Annotated in this window: 18 protein-coding genes and 1 other RNA gene; 5 read left to right on the top strand and 14 right to left on the bottom strand. The window is 73.9% G+C overall.

From position 1 onward, the window contains the following. Nucleotides 1–124 precede the first annotated feature (124 nt). From ACIGQF_RS18015 to ACIGQF_RS18000, 4 genes are all read right to left on the bottom strand, one after another. The gene (locus ACIGQF_RS18015; RefSeq protein WP_399711072.1) at nucleotides 125–715 is read right to left on the bottom strand and encodes a CGNR zinc finger domain-containing protein; all 591 of its coding nucleotides are present in this window, start codon (nucleotides 713–715) and stop codon (nucleotides 125–127) included. Between the two features lie 114 nt (nucleotides 716–829). Continuing rightward, on the bottom strand, nucleotides 830–2,023 hold the full coding sequence (locus tag ACIGQF_RS18010; RefSeq protein ID WP_399711070.1) for a uroporphyrinogen-III synthase: 1,194 nt from the start codon (nucleotides 2,021–2,023) through the stop codon (nucleotides 830–832). A 212-nt stretch (nucleotides 2,024–2,235) separates the two neighbouring features. Then, nucleotides 2,236–3,597, bottom strand: coding sequence for a nitrate/nitrite transporter (locus tag ACIGQF_RS18005; protein ID WP_399711068.1), 1,362 nt, complete (start codon nucleotides 3,595–3,597; stop codon nucleotides 2,236–2,238). A gap of 138 nt (nucleotides 3,598–3,735) precedes the next feature. Then, nucleotides 3,736–4,704, bottom strand: coding sequence for a LysR family transcriptional regulator (locus ACIGQF_RS18000; protein ID WP_399711066.1), 969 nt, complete (start codon nucleotides 4,702–4,704; stop codon nucleotides 3,736–3,738). A gap of 128 nt (nucleotides 4,705–4,832) precedes the next feature. On the opposite strand from ACIGQF_RS18000, the gene ACIGQF_RS17995 reads away from it, so the two are divergent. After that, nucleotides 4,833–6,137, top strand: coding sequence for an MFS transporter (locus ACIGQF_RS17995; RefSeq protein WP_399711064.1), 1,305 nt, complete (start codon nucleotides 4,833–4,835; stop codon nucleotides 6,135–6,137). Between the two features lie 133 nt (nucleotides 6,138–6,270). Continuing rightward, nucleotides 6,271–7,449, top strand: coding sequence for an epoxide hydrolase family protein (locus ACIGQF_RS17990; RefSeq protein ID WP_399711062.1), 1,179 nt, complete (start codon nucleotides 6,271–6,273; stop codon nucleotides 7,447–7,449). Between the two features lie 28 nt (nucleotides 7,450–7,477). Here the strand turns inward: ACIGQF_RS17990 and ACIGQF_RS17985 are convergent, their stop codons facing one another. From ACIGQF_RS17985 to ftsE, 6 genes are all read right to left on the bottom strand, one after another. Further along, nucleotides 7,478–8,449 (bottom strand): alpha/beta hydrolase family esterase, encoded by a 972-nt coding sequence (locus tag ACIGQF_RS17985; RefSeq protein WP_399711060.1) that lies wholly within the window; start codon nucleotides 8,447–8,449, stop codon nucleotides 7,478–7,480. A gap of 173 nt (nucleotides 8,450–8,622) precedes the next feature. Further along, nucleotides 8,623–8,993: a transfer-messenger RNA gene (gene ssrA, locus ACIGQF_RS17980) on the bottom strand. Nucleotides 8,994–9,138: 145 nt separating this feature from the next. Continuing rightward, the gene (gene smpB / locus ACIGQF_RS17975; RefSeq protein ID WP_030250378.1) at nucleotides 9,139–9,654 is read right to left on the bottom strand and encodes an SsrA-binding protein SmpB; all 516 of its coding nucleotides are present in this window, start codon (nucleotides 9,652–9,654) and stop codon (nucleotides 9,139–9,141) included. Nucleotides 9,655–9,672: 18 nt separating this feature from the next. Next, a complete protein-coding gene (locus ACIGQF_RS17970) occupies nucleotides 9,673–10,896 on the bottom strand; it encodes a S41 family peptidase (protein WP_399711057.1) in 1,224 nt (407 codons plus the stop codon). Between the two features lie 67 nt (nucleotides 10,897–10,963). Then, nucleotides 10,964–11,875: a permease-like cell division protein FtsX gene (gene ftsX / locus ACIGQF_RS17965; protein ID WP_399711055.1), complete on the bottom strand. Its 912-nt coding sequence runs from the start codon at nucleotides 11,873–11,875 to the stop codon at nucleotides 10,964–10,966. A 32-nt stretch (nucleotides 11,876–11,907) separates the two neighbouring features. Continuing rightward, nucleotides 11,908–12,597 (bottom strand): cell division ATP-binding protein FtsE, encoded by a 690-nt coding sequence (ftsE, locus tag ACIGQF_RS17960; RefSeq protein ID WP_361562588.1) that lies wholly within the window; start codon nucleotides 12,595–12,597, stop codon nucleotides 11,908–11,910. A gap of 306 nt (nucleotides 12,598–12,903) precedes the next feature. On the opposite strand from ftsE, the gene ACIGQF_RS17955 reads away from it, so the two are divergent. Then, nucleotides 12,904–13,104, top strand: a complete 201-nt coding sequence (locus ACIGQF_RS17955) for a hypothetical protein (protein ID WP_399711052.1) — start codon at nucleotides 12,904–12,906, stop codon at nucleotides 13,102–13,104. A gap of 99 nt (nucleotides 13,105–13,203) precedes the next feature. Here ACIGQF_RS17955 and ACIGQF_RS17950 read toward each other — a convergent pair whose 3' ends face one another. The 4 genes from ACIGQF_RS17950 to ACIGQF_RS17935 all read right to left on the bottom strand — a co-directional run bounded on the left by ACIGQF_RS17950 (nucleotide 13,204) and on the right by ACIGQF_RS17935 (nucleotide 18,893). Further along, entirely contained in the window at nucleotides 13,204–14,079 is an 876-nt protein-coding gene (locus ACIGQF_RS17950; protein WP_399711050.1) for a hypothetical protein, read from the bottom strand. 310 nt (nucleotides 14,080–14,389) lie between these two features. Next, nucleotides 14,390–15,502, bottom strand: a complete 1,113-nt coding sequence (prfB, locus tag ACIGQF_RS17945) for a peptide chain release factor 2 (protein WP_399711048.1) — start codon at nucleotides 15,500–15,502, stop codon at nucleotides 14,390–14,392. A 163-nt stretch (nucleotides 15,503–15,665) separates the two neighbouring features. After that, nucleotides 15,666–16,925 carry a serine/threonine-protein kinase gene (locus ACIGQF_RS17940; protein ID WP_399711046.1) on the bottom strand — a complete coding sequence of 420 codons (1,260 nt, stop codon included), beginning with the start codon at nucleotides 16,923–16,925 and terminating at the stop codon, nucleotides 15,666–15,668. Nucleotides 16,926–17,174: 249 nt separating this feature from the next. Next, complete coding sequence (locus ACIGQF_RS17935; protein WP_399711044.1) at nucleotides 17,175–18,893, bottom strand: serine/threonine-protein kinase; 1,719 nt, start codon at nucleotides 18,891–18,893, stop codon at nucleotides 17,175–17,177. Nucleotides 18,894–19,432: 539 nt separating this feature from the next. On the opposite strand from ACIGQF_RS17935, the gene ACIGQF_RS17930 reads away from it, so the two are divergent. Beyond that, complete coding sequence (locus tag ACIGQF_RS17930) at nucleotides 19,433–23,539, top strand: FHA domain-containing protein (RefSeq protein ID WP_399711042.1); 4,107 nt, start codon at nucleotides 19,433–19,435, stop codon at nucleotides 23,537–23,539. Between the two features lie 161 nt (nucleotides 23,540–23,700). Further along, nucleotides 23,701–25,041, top strand: coding sequence for an ABC transporter substrate-binding protein (locus ACIGQF_RS17925; RefSeq protein WP_399711040.1), 1,341 nt, complete (start codon nucleotides 23,701–23,703; stop codon nucleotides 25,039–25,041). The last annotated feature ends 4 nt before the right edge of the window (nucleotides 25,042–25,045 follow it).

Raw genomic sequence — 25,045 nt, 5'->3', positions numbered from 1 at the left:
GGAACGGACTCCGTTCCGGGTGCGGGCCCCCGGCCTTCGGGAGCTCGCGGTGGAGTACGTACGCGGGCGTGCGGGTGTTCAGCCGGTGACCCGGGAGGCGCTCAGCCTGCGACGCGGTAAGCGCTCAGCCGGTGACGCGGGAGGCGGGGCCGAGGGCGCGGCGGCGGTGCCGGGCGACCCGCTCGCGGTTGCCGCACACCTCGCTGGAGCACCAGCGCCGCCGCCGGCCGCGCGAGGTGTCCAGGTAGATCCGCGAGCACGTCTCGCCCTCGCACTGGCGCAGCTGGCCGCGGGCCACCGCGTCGGTCAGCATGCCGACCGCGTCCCGGGCCACCGCGGCCATCAGCCCGGCGCAGTCCGGTGGGCGGGCGCAGCGGCGCTCCAGCGCGCCGTCCACGCCGCGTACGGCGCGTTCGGGCGGCGGCGGGGCCTCGGCGGTGGCATTGAGCAGCGCCAGGTCGCGGTCGGCGGCCCGGCCGCGGATCTCGTCGTGGACGATGCGCCGCAGCAGTTCGCGCAGCGCACGGAAGCGCGCGACCCAGCTGCCGTCGACGGCGTCGAGCGGCGCGCTGCGCGGTACGACGCCCGCGCCGACGAGCCAGGCTCTCAAGTGGTCGGGGCCGAGGAGCCGTTCGGTCGACGGATCGCCGGTCGTGGCCACCAGGTCAAGGCAGATCCGCCCGCAGTCGAACCGCAGGTCGTAAGGGGCCGCCATGTGCCTGTCACTCCTTCGGGGACAACGTCTCCCTCCAGAGTGCCCGGCCGGAAGCCTCGCCGGAACCCTCGGTACCGGCCTCACGGCGCCGGCCGGCCACACCGGGCCCCCGCGTCAACGCGGCTGCTCATCCGCGTACTTGGTCTCCGCGTGCGGGTCCAGGGAGAGCCGGTAGCCGCGCTTGACCACCGTCTGGATCAGCTTCGGGACGCCCAGCGCCGCCCGCAGCCGGGCCATCGCCGTCTCCACGGCGTGCTCGTCGCGGCCCGCGCCCGGCAGCGCGCGCAGCAGATCACCTCGGGAGACCACCCAGCCGGGCCGCCTGGCCAGCGCGCGCAGCAGCGACATCCCGGCGGGCGGCACGGGACGCAGCTCGCCGTCGATGAGCACCGCGTGCCCGCGGATCTCCAGCCGCCGCCCGGCGACCGGCAACGGCCGGACGCGGCCCGGGAGTTCGTGGCACAGCAGCTGGACGAGCGGGCCGAGCCGGAAGCGCTCGGGCTGGACGGTCGCGATGTCGTGGTTCTCCAGGGGCAGTGCGGTCACCGGGCCGACGCACGCGGCCAGGACGTCCTGCCGCAGCGCCGCCAGCACCTCGGCGTGCACGCCCCGCTCCTCGGCGCGGCGCAGCAGCGACGCGGCGGCCGGGGCGCTGGTGAAGGTCACCGCGTCGACGGTGCGGGCCAGCACCGCGTCCAGCAGCCGGTCGACGGGGCCGATGTCCTCCGGGGGCATCCAGCGGTAGACCGGCACGCCGACCACCTCGGCGCCCGCGGCGCGCAGCGACTCCACGAAGCCGGGCAGCGGCTCGCCGTGCAGCTGGAGCGCGATCCGGCTGCCGTCCACGCCCTCCTCCAGCAGCCGGTCCAGCACCTCGGCCATGGACTCCGAGGCGGGCGACCACTCCTCGGTGAGGCCGGCCGCGCGGATCGCGCCGCGCACCTTCGGGCCGCGGGCGAGCAGCCGTACGCCGCCCAGCCGCTCCAGCAGCGCGGTGCCCAGGCCCCAGCCCTCGGCGGCCTCCACCCAGCCGCGGAAGCCGATGGCGGTGGTGGCCACCACGATGTCCGGCGCGTCGTCGATGAGCTGCTTGGTGGCGGCCAGCAGCTCGGTGTCGTCGGTCAGCGGCACGATGCGCAGCGCGGGCGCGTGCACGACCTCGGCGCCGCGGCGCTCCAGGAGCGTGCCCAGCTCGGCGGCGCGGCGGGCCGCGGTCACCCCGACGGTGAAGCCGGCCAGTGGCTGTCCGCCGCTCCGCTCCTTGGGTCCGCTGTCGTCCGGTAGGTCGTTTCGCTGTCCGTCGTGCATGTGGCTCTCGTCCCGCTCCGCAGTGATGTGCGCCGGCTCAACGGCGGCCGGGCCCTGCCGTCCCCGGGCGTCCGTCCCGGGCGGTCCGGCGGACCTATCGGTCCCTGATGCTGCCAAGGGTCCGTGTCGGCCCGGGTTCACCGTTATTTCTCCAGTGTTACGCCCGGGCGGCCCCGGACGTTCCCGCCGGAGCCGTCACCGGGCGTGTCCGCTCACACCTCGGCGTACGCCGTGCGCTGCGGCTCCTCGGCCTGCGCGTCCGGCTCCGGCACGCTGGGCCGGAGGTATACGGCCCAGGTCACGGCGGCGCACAGCGCGTAGCACACGAGGAAGGACACGAAGGCGGGCGTGCCGGAGCCCCCGGTCGCGAACGCCTGCCGGAAGGCGAGGTTGATGCCCAGGCCGCCGAGCGCGCCGACGGCGCCGATCAGCCCCATGGCCGCGCCCGAGAGGCGCCGCCCGTAGGCCGCCGCCGCCTCGCCGGCCAGCCCGCGCGAGACCGCCTTGGCCTGGAAGATCGCCGGGATCATCTTGTACGTGGAGCCGTTGCCGAGGCCGGTGAGCACGAAGAGGGCGATGAAGCCGACGAGGAAGACCGGCAGCGACTCGCGTACCGAGGCGGCGATCACGACGCCCGTCGCGACGCCCATCGCGGCGAAGTTCCCCAGCGTGATCCGCGCGCCCCCGAAGCGGTCGGCGAGCTTTCCGCCGACGGGCCGGATCAGCGAGCCGAGCAGCGGTCCGATGAAGGTCAGCGAGGCCGCCTGCAGCGGGGTCTGCGCGAACTGGTTCTGCAGGACGAGCCCGAAGGCGAAGCTGTAGCCGATGAACGACCCGAAGGTGCCGATGTAGAGCAGCGACATTATCCAGGTGTGCGGATCGCGCGCCGCTTCCTTGGCCGCGCCGGTGTCATTGGTGACCGGCGCCAGGTTGTCCATGAACAGCGCCGCGCACAGGGCGGCGAGCACGATCAGCGGAAGGTAGACGCCCAGCACGAGGCGCGGGTGCGCGGCGCCCGCCGTACCGATGACCAGCAGGCCCAGCAGCTGGATGACGGGCACGCCGATGTTCCCGCCGCCCGCGTTCAGCCCCAGTGCCCAGCCCTTCTTGCGCAGCGGGAAGAAGGAGTTGATGTTGGTCATGGAGGAGGCGAAGTTGCCGCCGCCCACTCCGGTCAGCGCCGCGACCACCAGGAAGGTGGTGTACGAGGTGCCCGGCTCCATCACGAAGGCCGCGGCGACGGTCGGCACGAGGAGCAGCAATGCGCTCATGACCGTCCAGTTGCGTCCTCCGAAACGCGCCACCGCGAAGGTGTACGGCACCCGGAGCACCCCGCCGACCACCGTGGGGATCGCGACCAGGAAGAACTTCCCGGCCGGGTCGATGCCGTACTCGGGCCCCATGAAGAGCACCATCACCGACCACAGGCTCCACACGGAGAAGCCGATGTGCTCGGAGAGCACGGAGAACCAGAGGTTGCGGCGTGCGATCCGCTCACCCCCGTCCGCCCAGAACGCCGTGTCCTCGGGATCCCACTCCTCGATCCACCGCTTGCCCCTGCGTGCCACCGTCATCGCGCCTCCCGGCTCTCGAAGTCACCCGCTCCGACGCTAGGGACGGCGCGTTTCGCGGCGGTGCCGCCAGGTGTCACGGACGCAATATCGCGCTCACCCGGAACCGCGGAACGCGGTGAGTACCGCCGGCGCCGCGCTTCACCCTGCCATCAGCCGGGCGTCCTCGGTAGGGAGCCAGGCGCCTCGGGGGCGGGACAGCCAGCCGCCCTCCGTGCCCAGTTCGCGCGCCGCTGCCCGCAGCACGTCCAGGCCCGGGTGGCGCAGCCCCCGCCGCCAGACCACCGACACCGGGGACAGCGGCACGGGGTCCACGAGGGGCCGCAGCACCATCCCGGGCGCCTCGATGAACTCCACGCTGGCCAGCACGGACCAGCCGCGCTTCCGTATGACGCGGAGGAACTCGGCCGGGCCGTCGATCTCCGGGTACGGCGCCGCCGCCCGGATGCCGCGCCCTTCGAAGAGCCGCTCGGCCAGGGCGGTCCACTCCGCGGTGTGCGCGTTGCCCGCCCCCGTGTACAGCGTCTCCCCGGCGAGCGCGTCCACGGGCACCGCGGCGCGGGCTGCCAGCGGGTGCTCCGCCGGCAGCAGGACGGCCATCGGTTCGTACCGCACCGGATGGTGGGCGAGCCTGTTCCGCACCCCGCGCGGCAGCCCCGCGACCCGTCCGAAGGACACATCCAGGCCGCCCGCCAGCAGCCCTTCCGCCGCGCCGGTCAGGCCGCTGTGGAAGCGCGCGGCGAACTCCAGGTCGGGGGCCGCTGCACGGGCCCGCTCCAGCACCCGGTACGCGGTCCCCACCGGGGCGCCCACGTCGACCAGCAGCGGACGCGCGCGGTCGGCGCCGCCGGTGAACGCCGCGGACAGCTCGTCGTGCGCGGCGAGCACGCGCTGGGCGTACGGGAGCAGCCGCTCGCCCTCCGGGGTGAGCCGCACCTGACGGGTGGTGCGCAGGAACAGCACGGTGCCGAGATCGCGCTCCAGGCGGCGGATGTCCCGGCTGAGGGCTTGCTGGGCGACGTACAGGCGGGCGGCGGCACGGGTGAAGTGGAGCTCCTCGGCAGCGGCCATGAAGGCGCGCAGCAGTCGAGGCTCTATGTCGTGGGGCACGCACCCATGGTGACAAAGCCGGGCCTGCGTACCCCAGGGCTGGTGGGAACGGATCGACAACAGTGGGCGGTGAATGGGCGACGGGAAGGTGTTGGACGCCCCATGGGCGCCGGCCCGACCGTGGACGGGTGATCCTCTTCCTCGCCGCCCGCCCCGTGAGCGCACCGCCCGTTCCCGTACGCCCGCGCCGTGCCGCCGGCCGCACCCGCCGCCCGGCCGGCCGCGGCCCGCGCCTGCCGTTCCTCCGCCCGTACGCCCGGATCTTCGAGGTGCCCGGCGCCCGTGCCTTCACCGCGGCCAACCTCCTGGCCCGGCTCCCCATGGGCATGTTCAGCGTCAGCGCGGTACTCATGATCGCCGGCTCGCGCGGTTCGTACGCGCTGGCCGGGGCCGTGACCGCGGCCGGGCTCGCGGCGACGGCGGTCGTCGGCCCGTGGACGGCGCGGCTGGCCGACCGCCACGGACAGCGCCGGGTGGCGCCGCTCGCCGCCCTCCTCGCCGTCGCCGGCTCGCTGGCCCTCGTGCTGTGCGTACGGCTCGACGCGCCCGCCTGGGCGCTCTTCGCCTCCTACATGTGCACCGCGACCACGCCCAACACGGGCGGCATGTCGCGGGCCCGCTGGGCGCACCTCTTCCGCGACGATCCGCGTGCCCTGCACACCGCCCACTCCTTCGAGCAGGCGGCGGACGAGGTGTGCTTCATGCTGGGGCCGGTGCTCGCGGCCTTCCTGTGCACGACGCTGTTCCCGGAGGCGGGCACGCTCGTCGGGGCCGTGCTGCTGCTGACCGGGATGGTGCTGTTCGGCGCGCAGCGCCGTACGGAGCCGCCGCCCGCGCCCCGTACGGGGCGGGTCCGCTCCCCGCTGCGCCGCCGCTGCCTGCCCCCGCTCCTGCTGACCTTCCTGTGCACGGGCGCGGTCTTCGGCTCGCTGGAGGTCGTCACCATCGGGTTCGCCGACGGGCACGGCGTACGGGCGGCGGCGGGCGGCATCCTGGCATTGCAGGCGGCCGGATCGTGCGCCGCGGGCCTGCTGTACGGGCTGCTGCCGCCCGCGGACCGGCCCGCGGCACGCTTCGCCGGCTGCGTGGCGGCGATGGCCGCCCTGATGCTGCTGCCGCTCCTCGGGGCGGCGAGCGGCAGCCTCGCGGTGCTGGCGGCCGCCCTGCTGGTGGCCGGCATGGCGACCGCGCCGACGATGGTCACCGGCATGGGCCGGGTGCAGGCCTTGACCCCCGCGGGCCAGGTCAACGAGGGCCTGACGCTCGCCGTCACCGCCCTGCTGGCCGGCATCGCGGCCGGCTCGGCGGCGGGCGGCTGGGCCACGGACCACCTCGGGAGCGGCGGGACGGGGTACGCCGTACCGGCCGCCGCCGCGGCCCTGGCGGCGGCCGTGACGCTCACGGGGCGCCTCCGCGCGGCCCGGAGTGCGTGACGTGGGCCGCGGGGCCCATGCGGCTGCCCCGAGCACGTGACACGGGCCGCCGGGCCCCTCCGCGGCGACGCGCGACCGTGACGGACCCGCGTCGCGGTCCCGCCCTGTCCGCGGTGGCCTCTACGGTCGGCCCATGACCTCCGACCGACCGCACACAGAGACCGCTGCCGCCGTCACCCCGTTCCATATCGACACCCCTGACGCCGACCTCGCCGACCTGCGTGAACGACTCGCCCGGACCCGGTGGCCGGACGAGCTGCCGGGCGTCGGCTGGAGCCAGGGCGTGCCGCTGGCGTACCTCAAGGAGCTCGCCGCGTACTGGCGCGACGGCTACGACTGGCGGCGGCACGAGGCCGAGCTGAACAGCTTCCCGCAGTTCACCACCGCCCTCGACGGCACGACCGTGCACTTCCTCCACGTGCGCTCCGGCGCCCCGGACGCGCTCCCCCTCGTGCTGCTGCACGGCTGGCCGGGCTCCTTCGTGGAGTTCCTCGACCTGATCGGGCCGCTCACCGAGTCGGGGTACGACGTCGTCGTGCCGTCCCTGCCCGGCTACGCCTTCTCCGGGCCGCCGGCGAAGCCCGGCTGGGGCGTCCCGCGCATCGCCGCCGCCTTCGCCGAGCTGATGCGGCGACTGGGGTACGCGCGCTACGGGGTGCACGGCAGCGACTGGGGCGCGATGATCGCCCGCGAGTGGGGGCGGCAGCACCCGGAGGCGGTGGCCGCGGTCCATCTGACGCTGCTGCCGTCCGCGGTGGCGACCGCCGAGCCCACTGAAGAGGAGCGCGCGGGGCTTCTCGAAGCGCAGCTGGCGGAGGTGCACGCCTCTCTGGAGCAGCGCGCGCACGTCCAACGGGAGGAGAGGGGCTACGGCATCCTGCAGTCCACCCGTCCGCAGACCCTCGGGTACGCACTCACCGACTCCCCCGTGGGCCAGCTCGCCTGGATCACCGAGAAGTTCAAGGTGTGGACGGACTGCCGGGACACGCCGGAGGAGGCGGTCGACCGCGACCGCCTCCTGACGAACGTGATGCTCTACTGGCTCACCGGCACCGCCACGTCCTCGGCGCGCCTGTACTACGAGACGATGCACTCCGGGGCCGGCTGGGGCGGGAACACGGTGCCGTCCACCACCCCGACCGCCGTCGCGGTCCTCCCCGCCGATCTGGCCCGCCCGGTGCGCCATCTCGCGGACCGGTCGGACGCGGTGGTGCGGTGGACGGAGTACCCGCGCGGCGGCCACTTCCCCGGCCTGGAGGTGCCGGACCTGCTCCTGGACGACCTGCGGGAGTTCTTCGGCACGTTCCGGTGAGGCGGCACGTGTCAATGAGGTGCGGGGCTCAGCCGCCCAGGCCCCACCCCTTCCCCATCTCGTAGGCGGCGCAGAGGTTCACGTCGAGCATGTACGCGCCGGTCGTGCCGCACTGGGCGGGGCCGGTGCCGGGGTCCAGCGGCTGCCCGTGCCCCATGCCGGTGACCTCGTACGTCTCGGCGGCCACGGCGCCCGTCGCGTCCCGGTACACCGCGTGCGGGTAGCCGCCCACCGTGTCCTTGGCGTCCGCGGTCTGGTCGGCGCCGTGCACATTGGTCCACTGCTCGACGAGGTCGGCCATGTTCACCGGCTTCACCGTCGTGTCGGACGTGCCCTGGAAGACCGTGAGCCGGGGCCAGGGGCCGGTGTACCCGGGCCGGGCCGCCCGCACCCGGTCGCCCCACTGCGCGGGCGTCTGGGTGGCGCCGACGTACATGCACACGTACGGCGAGCCCGCCGCCTGCGCGCAGCCGTACGGGAGGCCGGCGACCACGCCGCCCGCCGTGTAGGTCTCCGGGTACGCGGCCATCATGACGGCGGTCATGCCGCCGCCGGCCGAGAGCCCGGTGACGTACGCCTTGGAGCCGCCCGCGTCGGCGAGCTGTTTGGCGGTCATCTGCTGGATGGAGGCCGCCTCGCCCTTGCCGCGTTCGATGTCGCCCGCCTGGAACCAGTTGAAGCAGGAGCTGAGGTTGTTGGCGCTCGTCTGGCCCGGGAACACCACGGAGAAGCCCCAGCGGTCGGCGAGTTCGGTCCAGCCGCTCTGCTTGCCGTAGGCGGTGGCGTTCTGCGTACAGCCGTGCAGCGCGACGACCACGGGGCGGCCGGCGGGCAGGCCCTCGGGGACGTAGCGGTACATCCGCAGCGCCCCGGGGTTGCTGCCGAAGCCGGTGACCTCCTCGATGGTGCCGGCGGCGGACGCGGCGGCAGTGCCCGCCCGCGCGGTGCCGGCGGGCAGGAACAGGGCGGCCAGCAGGGCCGCGAGAAGGGTGCTCAGCACACCTTTGATTGTCTTGTACATGCCCGAGGACGGTAGAAGCGGACGACGCGCCCCGGTATGGCGCCGGGCGCCACATCCGGCGCCCGCACCATGGGCCGGACATGACGAAGCCCCGCTGCCCGAGGCAGCGGGGCTTCGCCCACATGGGATGTCCGGAGGCCGGGGCCTCCGTTCGGTGGAGATGGCGGGAATCGAACCCGCGTCCAACGGTGCAGAATCAGGGCTTCTCCGTGTGCAGTCCGCTGCGATTTTCTCGGCCCCGGAGATCACGCGGACAAGTCTCCGACGGGCTCAGTCACTGTTTGATGTCTCCACAGAACCCCGTGACCGGGCTCAGTGGATAAGACCCCTAGCTGATGCCAGGATCCGGGTCGGGATCATCCCCGGGCTGACACTTCGCAGGTCGCTACTTAGGCAGCGAGGGCGAAGGAATCGCGCTTGGTGTTGGCGATTATTGGTTGCGACATATGGTTAACGAGATCATTGCCGCTTCCTCGACACGCTTCCCCTGCTTCGACATCCGCTGTCGAAACCGATCATCCCCATGTTGTGTTTTCAAAGCCGGACACTCCGTCCCGCGGAGCGCCCCGCACCCCGTGACTCCGAGGTACGTGTGCCATCGTACGGGAACAACGCGGCACCGTGCCAGCAATATTCCCCGGGGTCACCGAGAGGGCCCTTCCGGCAGGTCAGGCCCGCTGCCGCCGGCGCACCGCCGAGATCGCCCGGTCGGCCTCACGGCGGTCCTGCTGCTCGCGCAGGGTCTGCCGCTTGTCATACTCCTTCTTGCCCTTGGCCAGCGCGATCTCGACCTTCGCGCGGCCCTTCAGGAAGTACAGCTGGAGCGGCACGATCGTGTGGCCGGTCTCCTGGGACTTCGAGGCCAGCTTGTCGATCTCCTCGCGGTGCAGCAGCAGCTTGCGCTTGCGGCGCGCCGCGTGGTTCGTCCAGGTGCCCTGCGCGTACTCGGGGATGTGCACGTTGTGCAGCCACGCCTCGCCGCCGTCGATCTGGACGAAGCCGTCCACGAGCGAAGCCCTCCCCTGCCGCAGCGACTTCACCTCCGTGCCCGAGAGCACGAGGCCGCACTCGTAGGTGTCGATGATGAGGTAGTCGTGCCGCGCCTTCTTGTGCTGCGCAATCAGCTTGCGCCCGGCCTCCGCGGCCTGCCGCTTCGCCTTCGTCTTCGCGTTCGCCTTAGCCATAGTGCGGCCATTTTCGCACTACGACCCGCCTCCCAGGCCACTCATTACTGCTCTGGCCCGGCTCTCCGCACGGTCCTCGGCGGGAATGTCGGGGCGGATGCCCCGGCCGTCGACGCCATGGCCGGACGGCGTGCGGTAGTGGCCGACGGTCAGCTCGGCCACCGAGCCGTCCGCGAGCTTGCTGGGCATCTGGACCGAGCCCTTGCCGAAGGTCGACGAGCCGATCACCACCGCGCGGCCGCGGTCCTGCAGCGCCCCGGCCAGCAGCTCCCCCGCACTCATCGTGCCGCCGTCGACCAGCACGGCCACCGGCGACTTCGTGGCCCGGCCGCGGTCGGCGTACAGCGCGCGCTGGCTGCCCCGTACGTCGTACGTGGCGACCAGGCCGCCGTCGAGGAACGCGGCGGCCGCGGTGACCGCCTCCCCGACCAGGCCGCCGGTGTTGCCGCGCAGGTCCAGCAGGATGCCGCCGGGCGGCGCCGAGCGGACCGCCTCCCGGATCTCCTCGCCGGTGCCCTTGGCGAACGCCTCGACCTTGATCCGGGTCATGCCACCGGGCGCGGCGGGCCGCTCCACGGTGACGTTCGCCGTGCGCAGCCGGGCGCGGTGCAGCGTCACGGACCGGTCCTGGTCCGCGCGCCGGAGCCGCAGCTCCACGGGGGTGCCGGGGGCGGCCGCGCCGCCCGCGCGCTTCGAGGTGGTGCCGGCGTCCCCGCGCAGCCCGGCCACCACATCGGTGACGGGGCGGTGGCGGGTGGTGCGGCCGTCGACGGCGAGCAGGTCGTCACCGGGCGCGATGCCGGCCCGTGCGGCGGGGCTGTCGGGCCGGACCCGGGAGACCTGGACGCGGCCGTGGTCGCCCTGGCGCAGCCACAGGCCGACGCCGACGTACTCGCCGTCGAGCTCCCGCCGGAAGTCCTCGTACTCGCCCGCGGTGTAGACCGTGGACCAGCGGTCGCCGCTGCGGCTGACCACGTCGGCGGCGGCCTGGCTGCCGGACTTGCCGGCCTTGGCCGCCTCGGCCGCGGCCTCCTCGACGGCCTCGCGGTCCGCGGTGCCGTCCGCCGCGGCCCGACCGTCGGCGACGGTCCGTACCGGTATGTGCCGCTCGGCCCCTTCCCGGCCTTCGCCGGTCCAGGTACCGGCCGCTGCGCCGGTGCCGAGCACGCTCGCGACCACCAACGTCATGGCCGCCCCGCGGCGGATGCGGCGGGGCCGGACAAAGTGCAATCGGCCCGACATGCCGGTGAGTCTAGGCCAGAAAGAAGCGCCGTACGGGCAGTTGCCCGTACGGCGCTCTTGGCATAACTCACACCTTCAGATACTTGCGGAGCGCGAAAAACGCGGCGAGCGCCGGCATCAGAAGACCGATGAGCAGCACCAACGGGAGTACCGCCACCACGGAGTCCCAGCCGATGAAGTTGATCACCTGGATCTTCTCCGCCAGCCAGTTGTTCACGAGGATGAACTTGCCGCCGACGATCAGGACGCACGCGAACGCGGCGCCGATCAGGCCGGCGATGGCGGCCTCCAGGATGAACGGCATCTGGATGTAGAAGCTGGACGCGCCGACCAGCCGCATGATCCCGGTCTCCCGCCTGCGGCTGAACGCCGACACCCGCACGGTGTTGACGATCAGCAACAGCGCAACGACCAGCATCAGCCCCATCACGCACAGCGCGGCGATGTTCATGCCGTTGAGCAGGTTGAACAGCGGCTCGACGGTGTCCCGTTGGTCCTGGACCTCCTGGACGCCCGGCCGCTCGCTGAAGGCCGATTTGATGACCGCGAACTTGGTCGGGTCCTTCAGCTTGACCCGGAAGGACTCCGGCAGCTGGTCGGGCGTGACGAGGCCCGCCACGGGCGTGTCGCCGAACTGCTCCTTGTAGTGCTTGTACGCCTGGTCACTGGACTCGTAGCTCACCTTGTCGACGATCGGCAGCCGGTCCAGCTCGGCGCGGATGTCGTTCTTCTGCTGCGCCGTGGCCGCACCCTTGGCGCAGTTGGCGCCGGAGTCGGCGTCGTTCTTGTTGCAGAAGAAGATGGAGACGTTGACCTTGTCGTACCAGTAGCCCTTCATCGTGCTGACCTGGTCGCGCATCAGCAGCGAGGCGCCGAAGAGGCCGAGCGAGAGAGCCACGGAGACGATGACGGCGAAGGTCATCGTGAGGTTTCGGCGGAGACCGACGCCGATCTCCGACAGGACGAACTGGGCGCGCATGGCGTCCTTTCAGTGCTGGGGGCCGTACACGCTTAGTGCTGGTAGCCGTACACGCCGCGCGACTGGTCGCGTACGAGCCGGCCCTTTTCGAGTTCCATGACCCGCTTGCGCATCTGGTCGACGATCTGCTGGTCGTGGGTGGCCATGACCACCGTCGTACCGGTGCGGTTGATCCGGTCCAGCAGCTTCATGATGCCGACGGAGGTCTGCGGGTCGAGGTTGCCGGTCGGCTCGTCGGCGATCAGCAGCATCGGGCGGTTGACGAACGCCCGGGCGATCGCGACGCGCTGCTGCTCACCGCCGGACAGCTCGCCCGGCATCCGGTCCTCCTTGCCGCCGAGGCCGACCAGGTCGAGCACCTCGGGGACGGTCTTGCGGATCTGGCCGCGCGGCTTGCCGATGACCTCCAGGGCGAACGCGACGTTCTGCCCGACGGTCTTGTTCGGGAGCAGCCGGAAGTCCTGGAAGACGGTGCCGATCTGGCGCCGCATCTGCGGGACCTTCCAGTTGGACAGCTTCCCGAGGTCCTTGCCCAGTACGTGCACCGCGCCGTGGCTGGACCGCTCCTCACGCAGGAGCAACCGCAGGAAGGTGGACTTGCCGGAGCCGGAGGAGCCCACCAGGAAGACGAACTCGCCTCGTTCGATCTCGAGCGAGACGTCCCTGAGCGCGGGGCGGTTCTGCTTCGGGTAGGTCTTGGAGACGTTGTCGAATCGGATCACTGATGCACCACGGTCGACCTGGGTAGGGGCACGGTTTGCCGTGTTGCGGCTCCCGTCGGTGAGCGTGACCATACGCGAACCACGTGGCGCGGCGCAGTCGGCGTCCGGTCTTGGTGCGTTTATTCACGGCACCTACGGGGACAAAACGAGCACATTCCGGCTTCGGCCGACGGCTCCCGGGCGGCTTGAATACGCCGTGCGCTGGGAGGATTCCGGCAGGCGCGCCGATGTCCGGCCGAGCTGGCACAGTAGAAGAGGGAACCAACGCGCCGGCCCGCGCGTTGGAGCGGGTGAGAAGGAGGTCGCATGACGTACGACCGGCTGGTGTGCGCCAACTGCGCGGCCCCCGTGAACGAGGGCCGTTGCCCGGTGTGCCGGGCGAGCAGGCAGCGACTGCAGCAGCAAAGTGGCCTGACCGGGCTTTTCGCGCAGGTCACCCCGGCGGCGCTGGTCGCGCTGCTGGTGGCGCTGGTCGCGGTGGGCCTGCTGTGGGACCGGGTGGGCTGAGGCCCCGACTGATCTTGTGCAGGACGCACCAGGGCCCGGCGCGGAATCCGCGCCGGGCCCTCTGCTGTACTGCGTGTCGCGCTACGAAGCCGTACGGCTTCAGGCCGCGGCCGCGCCACCCTTGTTGATCAGGCGGGGCAGCATGCGGAAGCCGACGCCGCCGGCGATCATCGTCGCGGCACCGATGAGCAGGAACGTCGTACCGGACGAACCGGTTTCGGCCAGCTCGCCACCGGCCTGCTGCTGGCCACCCTGCGGGGTGTCCTGCGCCTGACCCGGCGTGTTGGCGATGTCCTCCTTGGAGTCGCCCGGCTGCTCGACCGGCGTCTGGCCACCGTTGTCGGGGCCGGGGCCGGTGTCGCCACCGTCGTCGGAGCCGCCGGCGTCGCCGCCGCCGACCTGGCCACCGTTGCCGTTGTCGCCGCCGTTGCCGCCGCCGACCTGGCCACCGTTGCCGTTGTCGCCGCCGTTGCCGCCGCCGACCTGACCGCCGTTGCCGTTGTCGCCGCCGTTGCCGCCGCCGACCTGGCCACCGTTGCCGTTGTCGCCGCCGTTACCGCCGCCGACCTGGCCACCGTTGTCCTGGCCGCCGTTGTCGTCGCCACCGATGACGCCGCCGTCGTCGTCGCCGCCGATGGCGCCGCCGTTGTCCTGGCCACCGTTGTCGTCGCCACCGATGGCACCGCCGTCGTCGTCGCCACCACCGATGGCGCCGCCGTTGTCCTCGCCGCCGTCGCCGCCGCCGATCAGACCACCGTCGGTGTCGCCGCCGGTGTCACCACCGTTGGTGCCGCCGTTGTCGCCACCGCCGATGATCCCACCGATGATGCCGCCGATGAGGCCGCCACCATCCTCCTGGGCCTGTGCGCCCGGCGTGGCAGCGGAAGCGGCGCCCGTCACGGTGAGCGAAGCGCCCACTGCGATCACGGCACCGGCCGCAACGCGCGCCACGCGCACTCGCGTCTTCTTCGTCATCTAGTGCTACCCCCAGTAGCTACATGTGTCATTGGGGCATCGCTGTGCGGGGCAACGGCCGATGCGGGACACGAGTCCGCTCCGTCTCTCGCAGGCGGTTACCTCAGATCCCCGTTTCACACGCGCCCCAGACATACGCATGCCGCGCTCTACCCTTCCCAGATCCCAACGGACCGTCAAGGTCAAATAAAGGCTCGATGACCGTATTGCGGTACTTTGATGGGCTCGGCGGCGTACGACTGTAACCAAATCACCACAACAAAAAAGCAACCGCCGCCTCGACGGCGACGGTTGCTCCGGGCGTTCCGGTCTAGCCCTGCTGCTCCTGCTGCTTGCGCCAGCGGATGCCGGCCTCCAGGAAGCCGTCGATGTCGCCGTCCAGCACGCTCTGCGGGTTGCCGACCTCGAACTCCGTCCGCAGGTCCTTGACCATCTGGTACGGGTGCAGGACGTACGAACGCATCTGGTTGCCCCAGGAATTGCCGCCGTCGCCCTTGAGCGCGTCCATCTTGGCCTGCTCCTCCTGGCGGCGCCGCTCCAGCAGCTTCGCCTGGAGGACGTTCATGGCGGTGGCCTTGTTCTGGATCTGCGAGCGCTCGTTCTGGCAGGAGACCACGATGCCGGTCGGGATGTGCGTCAGGCGGACCGCGGAGTCCGTGGTGTTGACGCCCTGGCCGCCGGGGCCGGAGGAGCGGTACACGTCGACCCGCAGGTCCGACTCGTCGATCTCGATGTGGTCGGTCTGCTCGACGACGGGCAGCACCTCGACGCCGGCGAACGACGTCTGGCGGCGGCCCTGGTTGTCGAACGGGGAGATCCGGACCAGGCGGTGCGTGCCCTGCTCGACGGAGAGCGTGCCGTAGGCGTACGGCACGTTGACGGCGAAGGTGGTCGACTTGATGCCGGCCTCTTCTGCGTACGAGGTCTCGTACAGCTCCGTCTTGTAGCCGTGCCGCTCGGCCCAGCGCAGGTACATGCGCTGCAGCTTCTCGGCGAAGTCGGCGGCGTCCACGCCACCCGCCTCGGCGCGGATGTTCACGACCGCCTCACGGGAGTCGTACTCGCCGGACAGGAGGGTGCGCACCTCCAGCTCGTCCACGGCCTTGCGGACCGCGGTCAGCTCGGACTCCGCCTCGGCCTGGGCGTCCTCGTCGCCCTCGTCCGCGGCCAGCTCGAACAGCACTTCGAGGTCGTCGACCCGACCGCGCAGCTCCTCGGCCTTGCGCAGCTGGCCCTGGAGGTAGGAGAGCCGACTGGTGACCTTCTGGGCGTTCTCCACGTCGTCCCAGAGGTCGGGGGCCGCTGCCTGCTCCTCGAGCGCAGCGATATCGGCCCTCATCCTGTCGAGGTCCAGGACGGCCTCGATCGACGCCATGGTCGAGGCGAGGGACTTCAGCTCTTCGGATACATCGACGACTGCCACGACTCCAGCCTAACGGCTGGGTGAGCCGGCGTGAGCCGTGGCCGTCCCCGGCCGTCCTCGCACGGCTCCGGGCGGGCCGGCCGGTGGCGGTCCGCGGCGCCGTCACGGTTGCTCGCGCGGTTCCCCGCGCCCCTGACGGGCGCCCCCACCGCGAGGCCGTGCGTTACGGCACGTCCGGGGAGGACTGCTGCGTACCGGGGCGGGCGTCGTCCGGGGCGTCGTCGCCCGAGGCGAGCCACGCGCCCAGGCCCGCGGCGACCACGAGGGCGCCCGCCGCGAGGCCCAGCCGGACCCGGCGCTTCCGTACCCGGTGACGGGCCGAGCCCGCCCGGCGCTCGCCCGCGGCGCGCGGCGTGCGGGCCGTGCCGTGCGCCCCGCCGGCCAGCTCGTCCGGGCCCGGCACCCGCATGCTCGTGTGCGTGTCCCTATTGGAGTCCGGAGCCGCGCCGTGGACCAGCGGCACCGCTCCGCGCACCCTGCCGCCCTCCTCGGGCGCCGGGTGGTACGGGCCGCCCTCCTCGCGGGCCGTCTCCGGCGCCGCGGCCGGCTCGTCGGCCTCCTCCTCGCTCTCCGGCTCGTCGATGTCCAGCGGCGGGATGCCCGCCAGCGACGGCTGGATCTCCCGCAGCCGGGCCGCCAGCTCAGGGGCGCGGAGCCGGGACGCAGGCGCCTTGGCCAGGCACTGGAGGAGCAGCTGCCACAGCTCGTCCGGGATGCCGGGCAGCGGAGCCACCCGCTCGGTGACGTGGCGGCGGAGCACCGCGCCGGGGTGTCCGCCCCCGAAGGGCGTGAAGCCGGCGAGCAGCTCGTACAGGACAGTCGCCAGCGCGTAGACGTCCACGGAGGCGCGGGGCGGGAGGCCCTCGATGATCTCGGGGGCGAGGTAGTCGGGGGTGCCGATGACCCGGGTGGAGCGGGTGCGGCGGGGCGAGTCGACCAGGCGCGCGATGCCGAAGTCGGTGAGCAGGGCGGGGTGCGCGCCGCCGGGGCCGAGCGGGCCCTCCATGTCCAGCAGGACGTTCTCGGGCTTCACATCGCGGTGCACGATGCGCGCGGCGTGCGCGGCGGCCAGGCCCTCGGCGACGTCCGCCACGATGGCGACCGCGGCCTCCGGGGCCAGCCGGCGCTGGGCGTCCAGGCGGGTCCGCAGGTCCGTGCCCCGGACCAGGTCCATCACCAGCGCGAGGTCGTTGCCGTCCACGACCAGGTCGCGGACGCCGACCACGTGCGGGTGGTCCAGGCTGAGCAGCGCGGCGCGCTCCTGCACGAAGCGGCCGACCAGCTCCTGGTCGGAGGCGAGGTCCTCGCGCAGCAGCTTGATGGCCACGGCCCCTTCGGGGCCCTCGCCCAGCCACACCGTGCCGGCGCTCCCACGACCGAGGATCTGGTGGGCGGTGTACCGGCTGCCGATCTTCCGTGCCAAGACTGCTCCGACGGGTCTTGTCCGACAGGTGACGGCCCGCGGCGCGGATGCGCGGGGCCGCGGCCCGGGGCGCGGGGGTGCGCGGGGCCGATGCTGGCGACAAAACTACGCGGGCCGCGGGGCTTTCGGCGCCCCGGACGCCGTCAACCGCCACTTCTCCGCCGGAAAATCTGCTGGGATGTCGACAAATCTATGACGTCCCCTTCCGGCGGAGCGGTGGCGGCGGACGGGTCCGCGTACGGGGGGCCGCTACTGGCCCACCGACTTCGAGGCGTCGCCGATCGTGGACACCCAGTCCGAGACGTCGGTCCACCACTGGCTGATCTGGTTCCAGAAGCTGCGGCCCTGGCCGATCCAGTCCTGGAGCGGGGTCAGCTCCCAGATGAGCCAGCAGCCGACCACGATCAGCACGATCATGATCAGGCAGCCCTTGAGGCAGCCCAGGCCCGGGATGTGCACCGGGTTGGCACTGCGCCGGCGCGGCTCGCGCTCGCGGCGGCGCGGCTCCGGAGCGGGCGGACGCGGCTCGTACCGCTGCGGCGGCGGCTCCTGCCTGCGCTGGCGCGGCTGCGGCTGCGGCGGCTGCTGGTACTGCGGCGGCGGCTGCTGCCCGTACTGCGGCTGCTGGTACTGCTGGGGCGGGGGCTGCGGGGGCCGGCGCTGGGGGCGGCGCCGCAGCGGGTCCTCGTCCGGGTTCAGGTACTGGACCTGGGTCTGCTCGTTCCGGTCCCGGGCGGCACGCAGCTGGTTCCCCCAGGGGTGGGGCTCCTCGGGCTGCTGCGGGTCGCCACCGGGCGGGCCCGGCGGTACGGGCGGCATCGCGCGGGTCGGGTCGCCGCTCCCCGGGGGACGCCCGGAGTCGGCGCCGAACCCGGCGGCAGCGGCGCCCGCCGCCGCACCGGCCGCGGCGGCGCCGGTGGTCGGCATGACGTTGGTCGCGGCGGCCGGGTCGTACGTACCACCCCCGGCGCCGCCGGAGGGCAGCACCTGGGTCGGGTCGGCGTCCCCGCTGCCGCCGCCGTCGGCGCCGGTGTCGGGCACGGGCGCGGGCGCCGGGTCGGGCGCGAGCAGGGCGGCGACGCCCAGCGCGGCCTCGGCCTCGGCGGGCGAGGCGTGCACGCCGATGCCGGCCGCGACCACGCGCAGGGCGCGGGCGAGGTTCTCGGCGCTGGGCCGCCCCTCCGGGCGCTTGCTCAGGCAGCGCTCTATGACGGTCCACAGCGGCTCGGGGACGTTGCCCGGACGCTGCGGGTCCTCGCTGAGGTGCCGGTGCAGCACTTCGAGGGCGGTCGAGCCGGCGAACGGCGGACGGCCCGTGACCAGCTCGTACAGCAGGATGCCCGCGCCGTAGATGTCCACGGCGGAGGTCTGCGGGCGGCCCTCGGCGGACTCCGGCGCGACGTACGCGGGGGTGCCGACGAACTCCTGGGTGCGGGTCAGCCCCGGGGAGTCCGCGAGCCGGGCGATGCCGAAGTCGGTCAGCATCGGGTGCATCTCGGCGGCGCCGTCGGCCCCCGCGAGCAGGACGTTGGCGGGCTTCAGGTCGCGGTGCACGACGCCGTCGGCGTGGCTGGCGGCCAGCGCGTCGGCGATCTGCGCGGTCAGCAGCGCGGCCGCGACCGGGCTGAACGGGCCGTTCCGGCGCAGGTACTGGTGCAGGTCCGGGCCGTCGACCAGGTCCATGACCAGCGCGAGCAGGTCACCCTCCACGACCAGGTCGCGGGTCCGGACGATGTTCGGGTGGGTGAGCCGCAGCAGGACGGAGCGCTCGCGCAGGAAACGCATCACCACGTCCGGGTCGTGCGCCAGCTCCTCTTTGAGCACCTTGATCGCGACCGTCTCGCCGGGCTGCCCGGCGACGGCGGCCTCCTCGCCCGCCGTCTCCCGCTGGCGAGCACGCCAGACGGTGCCCGTGGCGCCGCGTCCGAGCGGCTCCTCGAGCAGGTATTTGCTCCCTACCGGCCGCACGTCATGCGCTCCCTGGTCGTTACTGAGCAGCTGCCTGATCTGCGCTGTCTGTCGGGCTGTGGGGTCTGTGGGCCACTCCGGTGTACCGGGCGGGCCCTTCCGCCCCACCATAGTGCCGTGTTCCGCGGCCGCTGCCGGGCGGATCCCGTGGTCCGGGGCCGTTCCGTCCGGGTCGTCCGGTAAGGGACCCGGCGGGGCTCCTCGGAAAGACGCCGGTTCCGGACGGATGGTTGCCCTCTACCCCGGTCGCTGACCATTCAGTGGACGATCTTTGGCCGATCATGGGTCGCAAGCAGCCACTTTTGCACACATGCGTGACCGAACAAGATCACTGAAGGACAGTCGCCCCGCCTCTTGTCGGTGGCAGGTGCGAGGATGCTCTCCAGCACGGCAGCGGTGGGGTACGGGGGCACTGCGCCGCGGCGTGCGGCGTGCGCATGCACGCGGACTTGGACTTGTACGTGCCGACGTGTCCGGGCGCGGTGGGGGGAGGTGACGGTCCCCGCCGCATTGCCGGGCGGAAGGGACCGTTGACGGCGATGCAGATCCGGCTGACCGTCCTCGGGCCGCGCAGCGGCCACTCCACCCGTGCCTGCGACGTGCTCGTGACGGCCCCTGCCGGTACGGCGCTCTCGGCGGTGGCCAGCAGCCTCGCGGCAGCCGTCGCGGGGGCGGGCGCCGACGTCGGCGGGGCCGGCGCCGGCAGCGGCCCGGTCGTGCTCTACGCCGGCCAGGAGAGGCTCGACCTCCAGCGTGCCGCGCTCGGCGAGCCGCCGCTGATAGACGGCGCGGTCCTCTCCCTCCAGGGCCCCGGGCCCGCGCCGGCGCACGGCCTGCCCGCAGGCCCCGCCCGGCTGCGGGTCGTCTCCGGCCCGGACGCGGGCGGCGTGCATCTGCTGCACGGCGGCCAGATCCGCATCGGCCGCTCCGCGGACGCCGACGTGCCGCTGGACGACCCCGACGTCTCCCGGATGCACTGCGCGGTCACGGTGGCCCCCGACGGCGCGGTGACCGTGGCCGACCTCCGCTCCACGAACGGCACGGCGGTCGACGGCATCGAGATCGACGACCGCCCGGCGCCGCTGCCCCCCGGCGCGCTGCTCCGGATCGGCGAGTCCGCGCTGCGCCTCCAGCCGTCCCCCGCCTCCCCCGACCCCCTGCTCCCGGCCACCCCGGACGGCGAGGGCCGGCTGCGCGTCCACCCGGCGGACGGCGGCGCCCCCGGCGAGGAGCACCACCCGTCGCCCGGCGGCCCGTCCCCGTACGGCGCGGCGGGCTCCGCCCCCTCTTACGGCCCCCGGAGCGCGGCCACGTACGGCGCTTCGTACGGGGCTACGGACAGCACTTCCTACGGCAGCGAGCGCTTCGCCCCCGGGGCGGGCCCGGCGGCCGGTCCCGGAGCGGCGGCCGGCGGGCAGGAGCGCGGCGCCGGGAGCGGATGGCCGCGCGCGGAGGGCGTCGGGACGGGCCGGATCGACGCCGGCCCGGCACGCGCCACGGGCACGGGCGCCGGTCACGGCCCGGCGCAGGAGGTCCACGGCGCGGCGGGCCGGCACAGAGCGGAGGCCGCCGGGGCCGCCGCGGAGGGCGCGGACCCGGCGGACACGTACGGCGCCCGGCCCACCGCCGCGGCCCCGTACGGCGCGCAGCAGCCGGCGGCCGACGCCTACGGCACGGACGACCGGCGCGCCGCCGGCCCGTACGGCGGCGCTCCCGGGGCCGGGCCGTCCGCGGCCGGGGCGCCGGGTGGCGCGGAGTACACCGCCGGAGCACGCGCGGCGGAGGGGTACGCCCCCGAAGCGCGCGTCACGGGCCGCCAGGAGCCGGACCGGTACGCCTCGACAGCGCCCGATGAGCAGCACCGGCCCCGCGCGCGGCACGGCCATCCGTACGCCGCGCAGCAGGACGAGCCGGCCCGGCAGCAGCACGGCCACCCCCACGGCTCCCACCCCGGGCAGCCGGCAGCGGGCCCGTACGGCGGCGCGCACGACCACCCCGCCGACAGCGCCGGCACGCAGGCCCCCGCCTCGGGGCGGCGCGGCACGCCCGTGCGGGGCACCCCGGCCGCCGCCGTCGGGTTCGGCGCGGGCCAGGACACCCACGACGTACCGGAGCACGCGGGGCACGACGGCCTGGCCACGGGCGGGCCGTCCGCTCCCGATGCCCGGTCCGCGGCCACGCACGGCGGCCGGGACCAGCTGGTGGGCCCGTTCGCCGAGCCCGGCACCGATGCGGAGGCCGACGACGGCGCGTCCCCGTCCCGCAGGCCGACCCGCCGGGGCGGCCTGAGCGCGTGGGCGCGCAGGCTGGCCGGCGGCCGCGCCGCCGCGGAGTCCGGGGCCGATGAGGAAGCCGCCCCGGAGGCCGCGTACGGCTCCGTGGAGCAGGGCCCGGTCGCCGACGGCCCCGGGGCGCCCCCGGCGGAGGGCCGGGGGCCGGCCGCGCACGAACGCTGGCCGGACGCGGCCACCGTCCTGCTCACCGCCCTCGGCCCCGGTCCCCGCCTGTGGGAGCGGGACGCCGGGCATCCGGACGCGCTGGCCGTCCGGCTGGGCACCGCCGACCGCGCGGGCGGCCGGGCCGCCGTGCCGGTCACGGTCGCGCTGCGCTCGGCCGGTTCGCTGGGCCTGGCCGGGCCGCGTCCGCGCCTCGCCGGGCTGGCGCGGGCAGCGGTCGCCCAGTTCGCCGCGCTGCACGCGCCGGGCACGCTGGAGATCGTGCTGCTCGCCGCCGACCGGACGCGTACTACCGCGCAGCGCCTGGAGGAGTGGTCCTGGCTCGGCTGGCTGCCGCACGTCCGCCCGGCGCACGCCCAGGACTGCCGGCTGCTGCTGGCGTACGACAAGGACCAGGCCGCCGCGCGCACCACCGAGCTGGTGCGGCGGCTGGACGACGGGCCGCTCGGCCCCGGCTGGGCGAGCGCCGAACGGTCGGCGGTTGCCGCGGCGGCGGCCCGGCACCGCGGCCCGTACACCCTCGTGATCGCCGACGGCGACCCCGGCACGTCCGGGCTGCGGGAGACCGTCGCGCGGCTGGCGGCGGGCGGCCCGTCGGTCGGCGTCCATGTGCTCGCGCTGGCCGAGACGCCGTCGGCGTCGCCGGTGTATCCGCTGGCCGCGACGTACGAGGCGGCCCGAGCGGCGTCGCCCGCCTTCGGGGAGTGCGGGGCCGTCGCGGTGCTCAGCGGCGATGTGGCCACGGCGCTGCGCGTCGTGCAGCCCGGTGCCCCGCTGGCCCCGGCCGCCCCGGGTGCCGCGGTGACCGGCAGCATCGCCGTGAACGGCGTCCCGCAGAGCGTCGCCGGGCCGTACGGCGCGGGGACGAACGGCACGGTCGCGACCGTGGACGCGGTGTCCCTGCCCTGGGCCGAGCGGTTCGCGCGCGCCCTCGCGCCGCTGCGCGAGGCCGAGTCCGTGCGGACGGACCGCGGCGCGCGCAGCGCGGCGGTGCCGCTGCCCGACACCACCCGGCTGCTGGACGAAATGGGGCTCGCCCGGGCCACCCCCGCCTCCCTGATGGCCCGCTGGGCGGCAACGGCGGACAGCGAGGAGCCCTCGGCCCCCGCGGTGCTGGGCGCGGGCCCGCACGGCCCGGTGCACGCCGACCCGGCGGCCGACGGCTGCCACTTCCTGCTGGAGGGCGGTCCGGGTACGGGCAAGACCGAGCTGCTGCGCTCGATCGCCGCCTCGCTCGCCGCGGCCGACCGCCCGGACCGGCTCTCGCTGGTGCTGGTCGACGGCGCGGGCACGGAGCGCGGTGACGGCCTGCGGCTCTGTACGGACCTGCCGCACGTCACGGCGCACCTGGCGGCCTCGGACCCGGTGCTGATGCGGGAGTTCGCGCAGGCGCTCTCCTCGGAGCTGAAGCGGCGCGCGGAAATACTGGGCGGCACGGGCTTCGCGGAGTGGCGTGCGAAGCACCTCGCGGCGCCCCGGGTGATCGGCCCGCGCCGGTCCACGGAGGGCCGTACGGCGACGGCGGGCGGTGCGGCCTCCACAGCGCCCGCGCCGGCCGCCGGGTACGAGAGCGCCGCCGACCGGTCGGGGCTGCTCGACGCCCCGGCCACCAGCACGCTGCGGCTGCGCCCCCGGGAGCGGACGCAGGGCGCGCCGGCGGCCGAGGGCCAGGGGGCCGACGGGTTCGCCGCCGTACCGCCGATGACCCGGCTCTTCGTGGTCGTCGACGACTTCGACGCGCTGGTCGCCCCGGCGCTGGGCAGTACGGGCCGGCCGGCCGCCGGCTCCGTGGTGCGGGCGCTGGAGGCGGTCGCCCGGGACGGCGCCGCGCTCGGTGTCCATGTGATCGCCTCGACCGGCCATCCGGACCGTACGGCCGCGACCGCGACCGCCGAGCGGGCCGGACTCCGCGTGGAGCTGGGCACGGAGAGCGACCCGGCCGAGCCGCTGCCCGTCGGGCGCGGCCGGCTGTTCCGCGCGGCGGACAATTCGGCGACGCCCTTCCAGGCGGGCCGGGTGACGGGCCGGATACCCCGGACGTCCACCCTGCGGCCGACGGTCGTGCCCCTGGAATGGCAGCGGATGGGCGATCCGCCGGCCCGCCGGCCGCTGCGCGAGCTGGGCAACGGCCCGACCGACCTGGCCCTGCTGGCGAGCGCGCTCCAGAAGGCGGCGAAGTCCGTGCCGTAGCCCCAAGTGCAACCGTGCAACGAATGGGTCGCCGTACGGAAAAGCCGGGTTACCCGCCGTGGTAACGGCCCGGTCACGACGGTGCGTTGCAGTCGAACGCACTATTGCTCGGGCTTCCCGGCGCCGGTAGGACTGTCGCACGGCGAACGGGAGGGCGACGGATGCGTCACGCAACGCTTCGTACGGCAACGGCACTTGTCGCGGTGGGGGCTCTGGCACTGACCGGCTGCGGGGGCGGCAGCGGGGGCCGGAGCGAGGGCGAGGGCGGCAGCAACAGGGCGCCCACGGTCTCGCTGCCGAAGCTGAAGGGGCAGACGCTCCAGGTGACGGCCGTGTGGACCGGCCCCGAGCGGGAGAACTTCACCAAGGTCCTGGCCGAGTTCGAGAAGCGCACGGGCGCCAAGGTGGAGTTCGTGCCGAGCGGCGACGACATGGCCGGCTTCATCGGCTCCAAGGTCGCCGGCGGCGGCGCGCCGGACGTCGCGATGCTCCAGCAGGTCGGGGTGCTCCAGGAGTTCGCGAAGAAGGGCTGGATCAAGCCGCTCGGCCCGGCCGCGAAGAAGGAGCTGTCGGCGAACTTCTCCAAGGGCTGGCAGGACCTGGGGAGCGCCGGCGGCAAGAGCTACGGCGTGTACTTCAAGGCCAGCAACAAGTCGCTGGTCTGGTACAACACCCAGGCGTTCGAGAACGCGGGGGTGTCCGAACCGAAGGACTGGAAGGGCTTCCTGAAGACCGCCAGGACGCTCGCGGACTCCGGCGTCGAGCCGGTCTCGGTGGGCGGCGCGGACGGCTGGACCCTCACCGACTGGTTCGAGAACGTCTATCTCTCGCAGGCCGGCCCGGAGAAGTACGACCAGCTGGCCAGGCACGAGATCAAGTGGACCGACCCGTCGGTGAAGCAGGCGCTCACCACGCTCGGCTCGCTCTTCGGCGCCAAGGGCCTGCTCGCGGGCGGCAACGGGGGCGCGCTCCAGACGGCGTTCCCGCAGTCGGTGACGCAGACGTTCAAGGACGAGCCGAAGGCCGCGATGGTCTCCTCGGCCGACTTCGCCGCGGCCAACATCGGCCAGACCAAGGCGAAGGTCGGTACGGACGCCAAGGTCTTCCCGTTCCCGGCGGTCGGCAAGGAGTCCCCGGTGGTGACCGGCGGGGACGTGGCGGTGGCGCTGAAGGACAACAAGGCCTCGCAGGCGCTGCTGACGTTCCTGGCCTCCCCGGACGCGGCCCGGATCTGGGCCGCGCAGGGCGGGTTCGTCTCCGCCAACAAGAAGCTGGACCCGTCGGTGTATCCGAACGCGGTGTTCAAGGAGATCGGCAAGGCGCTGGTCGCGGCCGGTGACGATTTCCGCTTCGACATGTCCGACCAGGCCCCGGCGTCCTTCGGCGGCAAGCCGGGGCAGGGCGAGTGGAAGGCCCTGCAGGACTTCTTGAAGAATCCGAAGGACGTGGCGGGGACCCAGGCGCAGCTGGAGAAGGACGCCGCCAAGTCGTTCGGGAACTGACGCC

The organism is Streptomyces sp. NPDC053560 (assembly GCF_044544605.1).
In the GTDB taxonomy this organism is placed as follows: Bacteria; Actinomycetota; Actinomycetes; order Streptomycetales; family Streptomycetaceae; genus Streptomyces.
The sequence above is the reverse complement of the archived record's forward strand: the minus strand, read 5'-3'. Positions and strand labels throughout refer to the sequence as shown.

What these genes read in the sequence shown, in the direction of transcription:
- ACIGQF_RS18005 (WP_399711068.1), bottom strand. Translation starts at nt 3,597, where the DNA reads ATGACGGTGGCACGCAGGGGCAAGCGGTGGATCGAGGAGTGGGATCCC.
- ACIGQF_RS17930 (WP_399711042.1), top strand. Translation starts at nt 19,433, where the DNA reads ATGCAGATCCGGCTGACCGTCCTCGGGCCGCGCAGCGGCCACTCCACC.
- ACIGQF_RS17925 (WP_399711040.1), top strand. Translation starts at nt 23,701, where the DNA reads ATGCGTCACGCAACGCTTCGTACGGCAACGGCACTTGTCGCGGTGGGG.
- ACIGQF_RS17950 (WP_399711050.1), bottom strand. Translation starts at nt 14,079, where the DNA reads ATGACGAAGAAGACGCGAGTGCGCGTGGCGCGCGTTGCGGCCGGTGCC.
- ACIGQF_RS17955 (WP_399711052.1), top strand. Translation starts at nt 12,904, where the DNA reads ATGACGTACGACCGGCTGGTGTGCGCCAACTGCGCGGCCCCCGTGAAC.
- ACIGQF_RS17990 (WP_399711062.1), top strand. Translation starts at nt 6,271, where the DNA reads ATGACCTCCGACCGACCGCACACAGAGACCGCTGCCGCCGTCACCCCG.
- ACIGQF_RS17970 (WP_399711057.1), bottom strand. Translation starts at nt 10,896, where the DNA reads ATGTCGGGCCGATTGCACTTTGTCCGGCCCCGCCGCATCCGCCGCGGG.
- ACIGQF_RS18010 (WP_399711070.1), bottom strand. Translation starts at nt 2,023, where the DNA reads ATGCACGACGGACAGCGAAACGACCTACCGGACGACAGCGGACCCAAG.
- ftsX (WP_399711055.1), bottom strand. Translation starts at nt 11,875, where the DNA reads ATGCGCGCCCAGTTCGTCCTGTCGGAGATCGGCGTCGGTCTCCGCCGA.
- ACIGQF_RS18015 (WP_399711072.1), bottom strand. Translation starts at nt 715, where the DNA reads ATGGCGGCCCCTTACGACCTGCGGTTCGACTGCGGGCGGATCTGCCTT.
- smpB (WP_030250378.1), bottom strand. Translation starts at nt 9,654, where the DNA reads ATGGCTAAGGCGAACGCGAAGACGAAGGCGAAGCGGCAGGCCGCGGAG.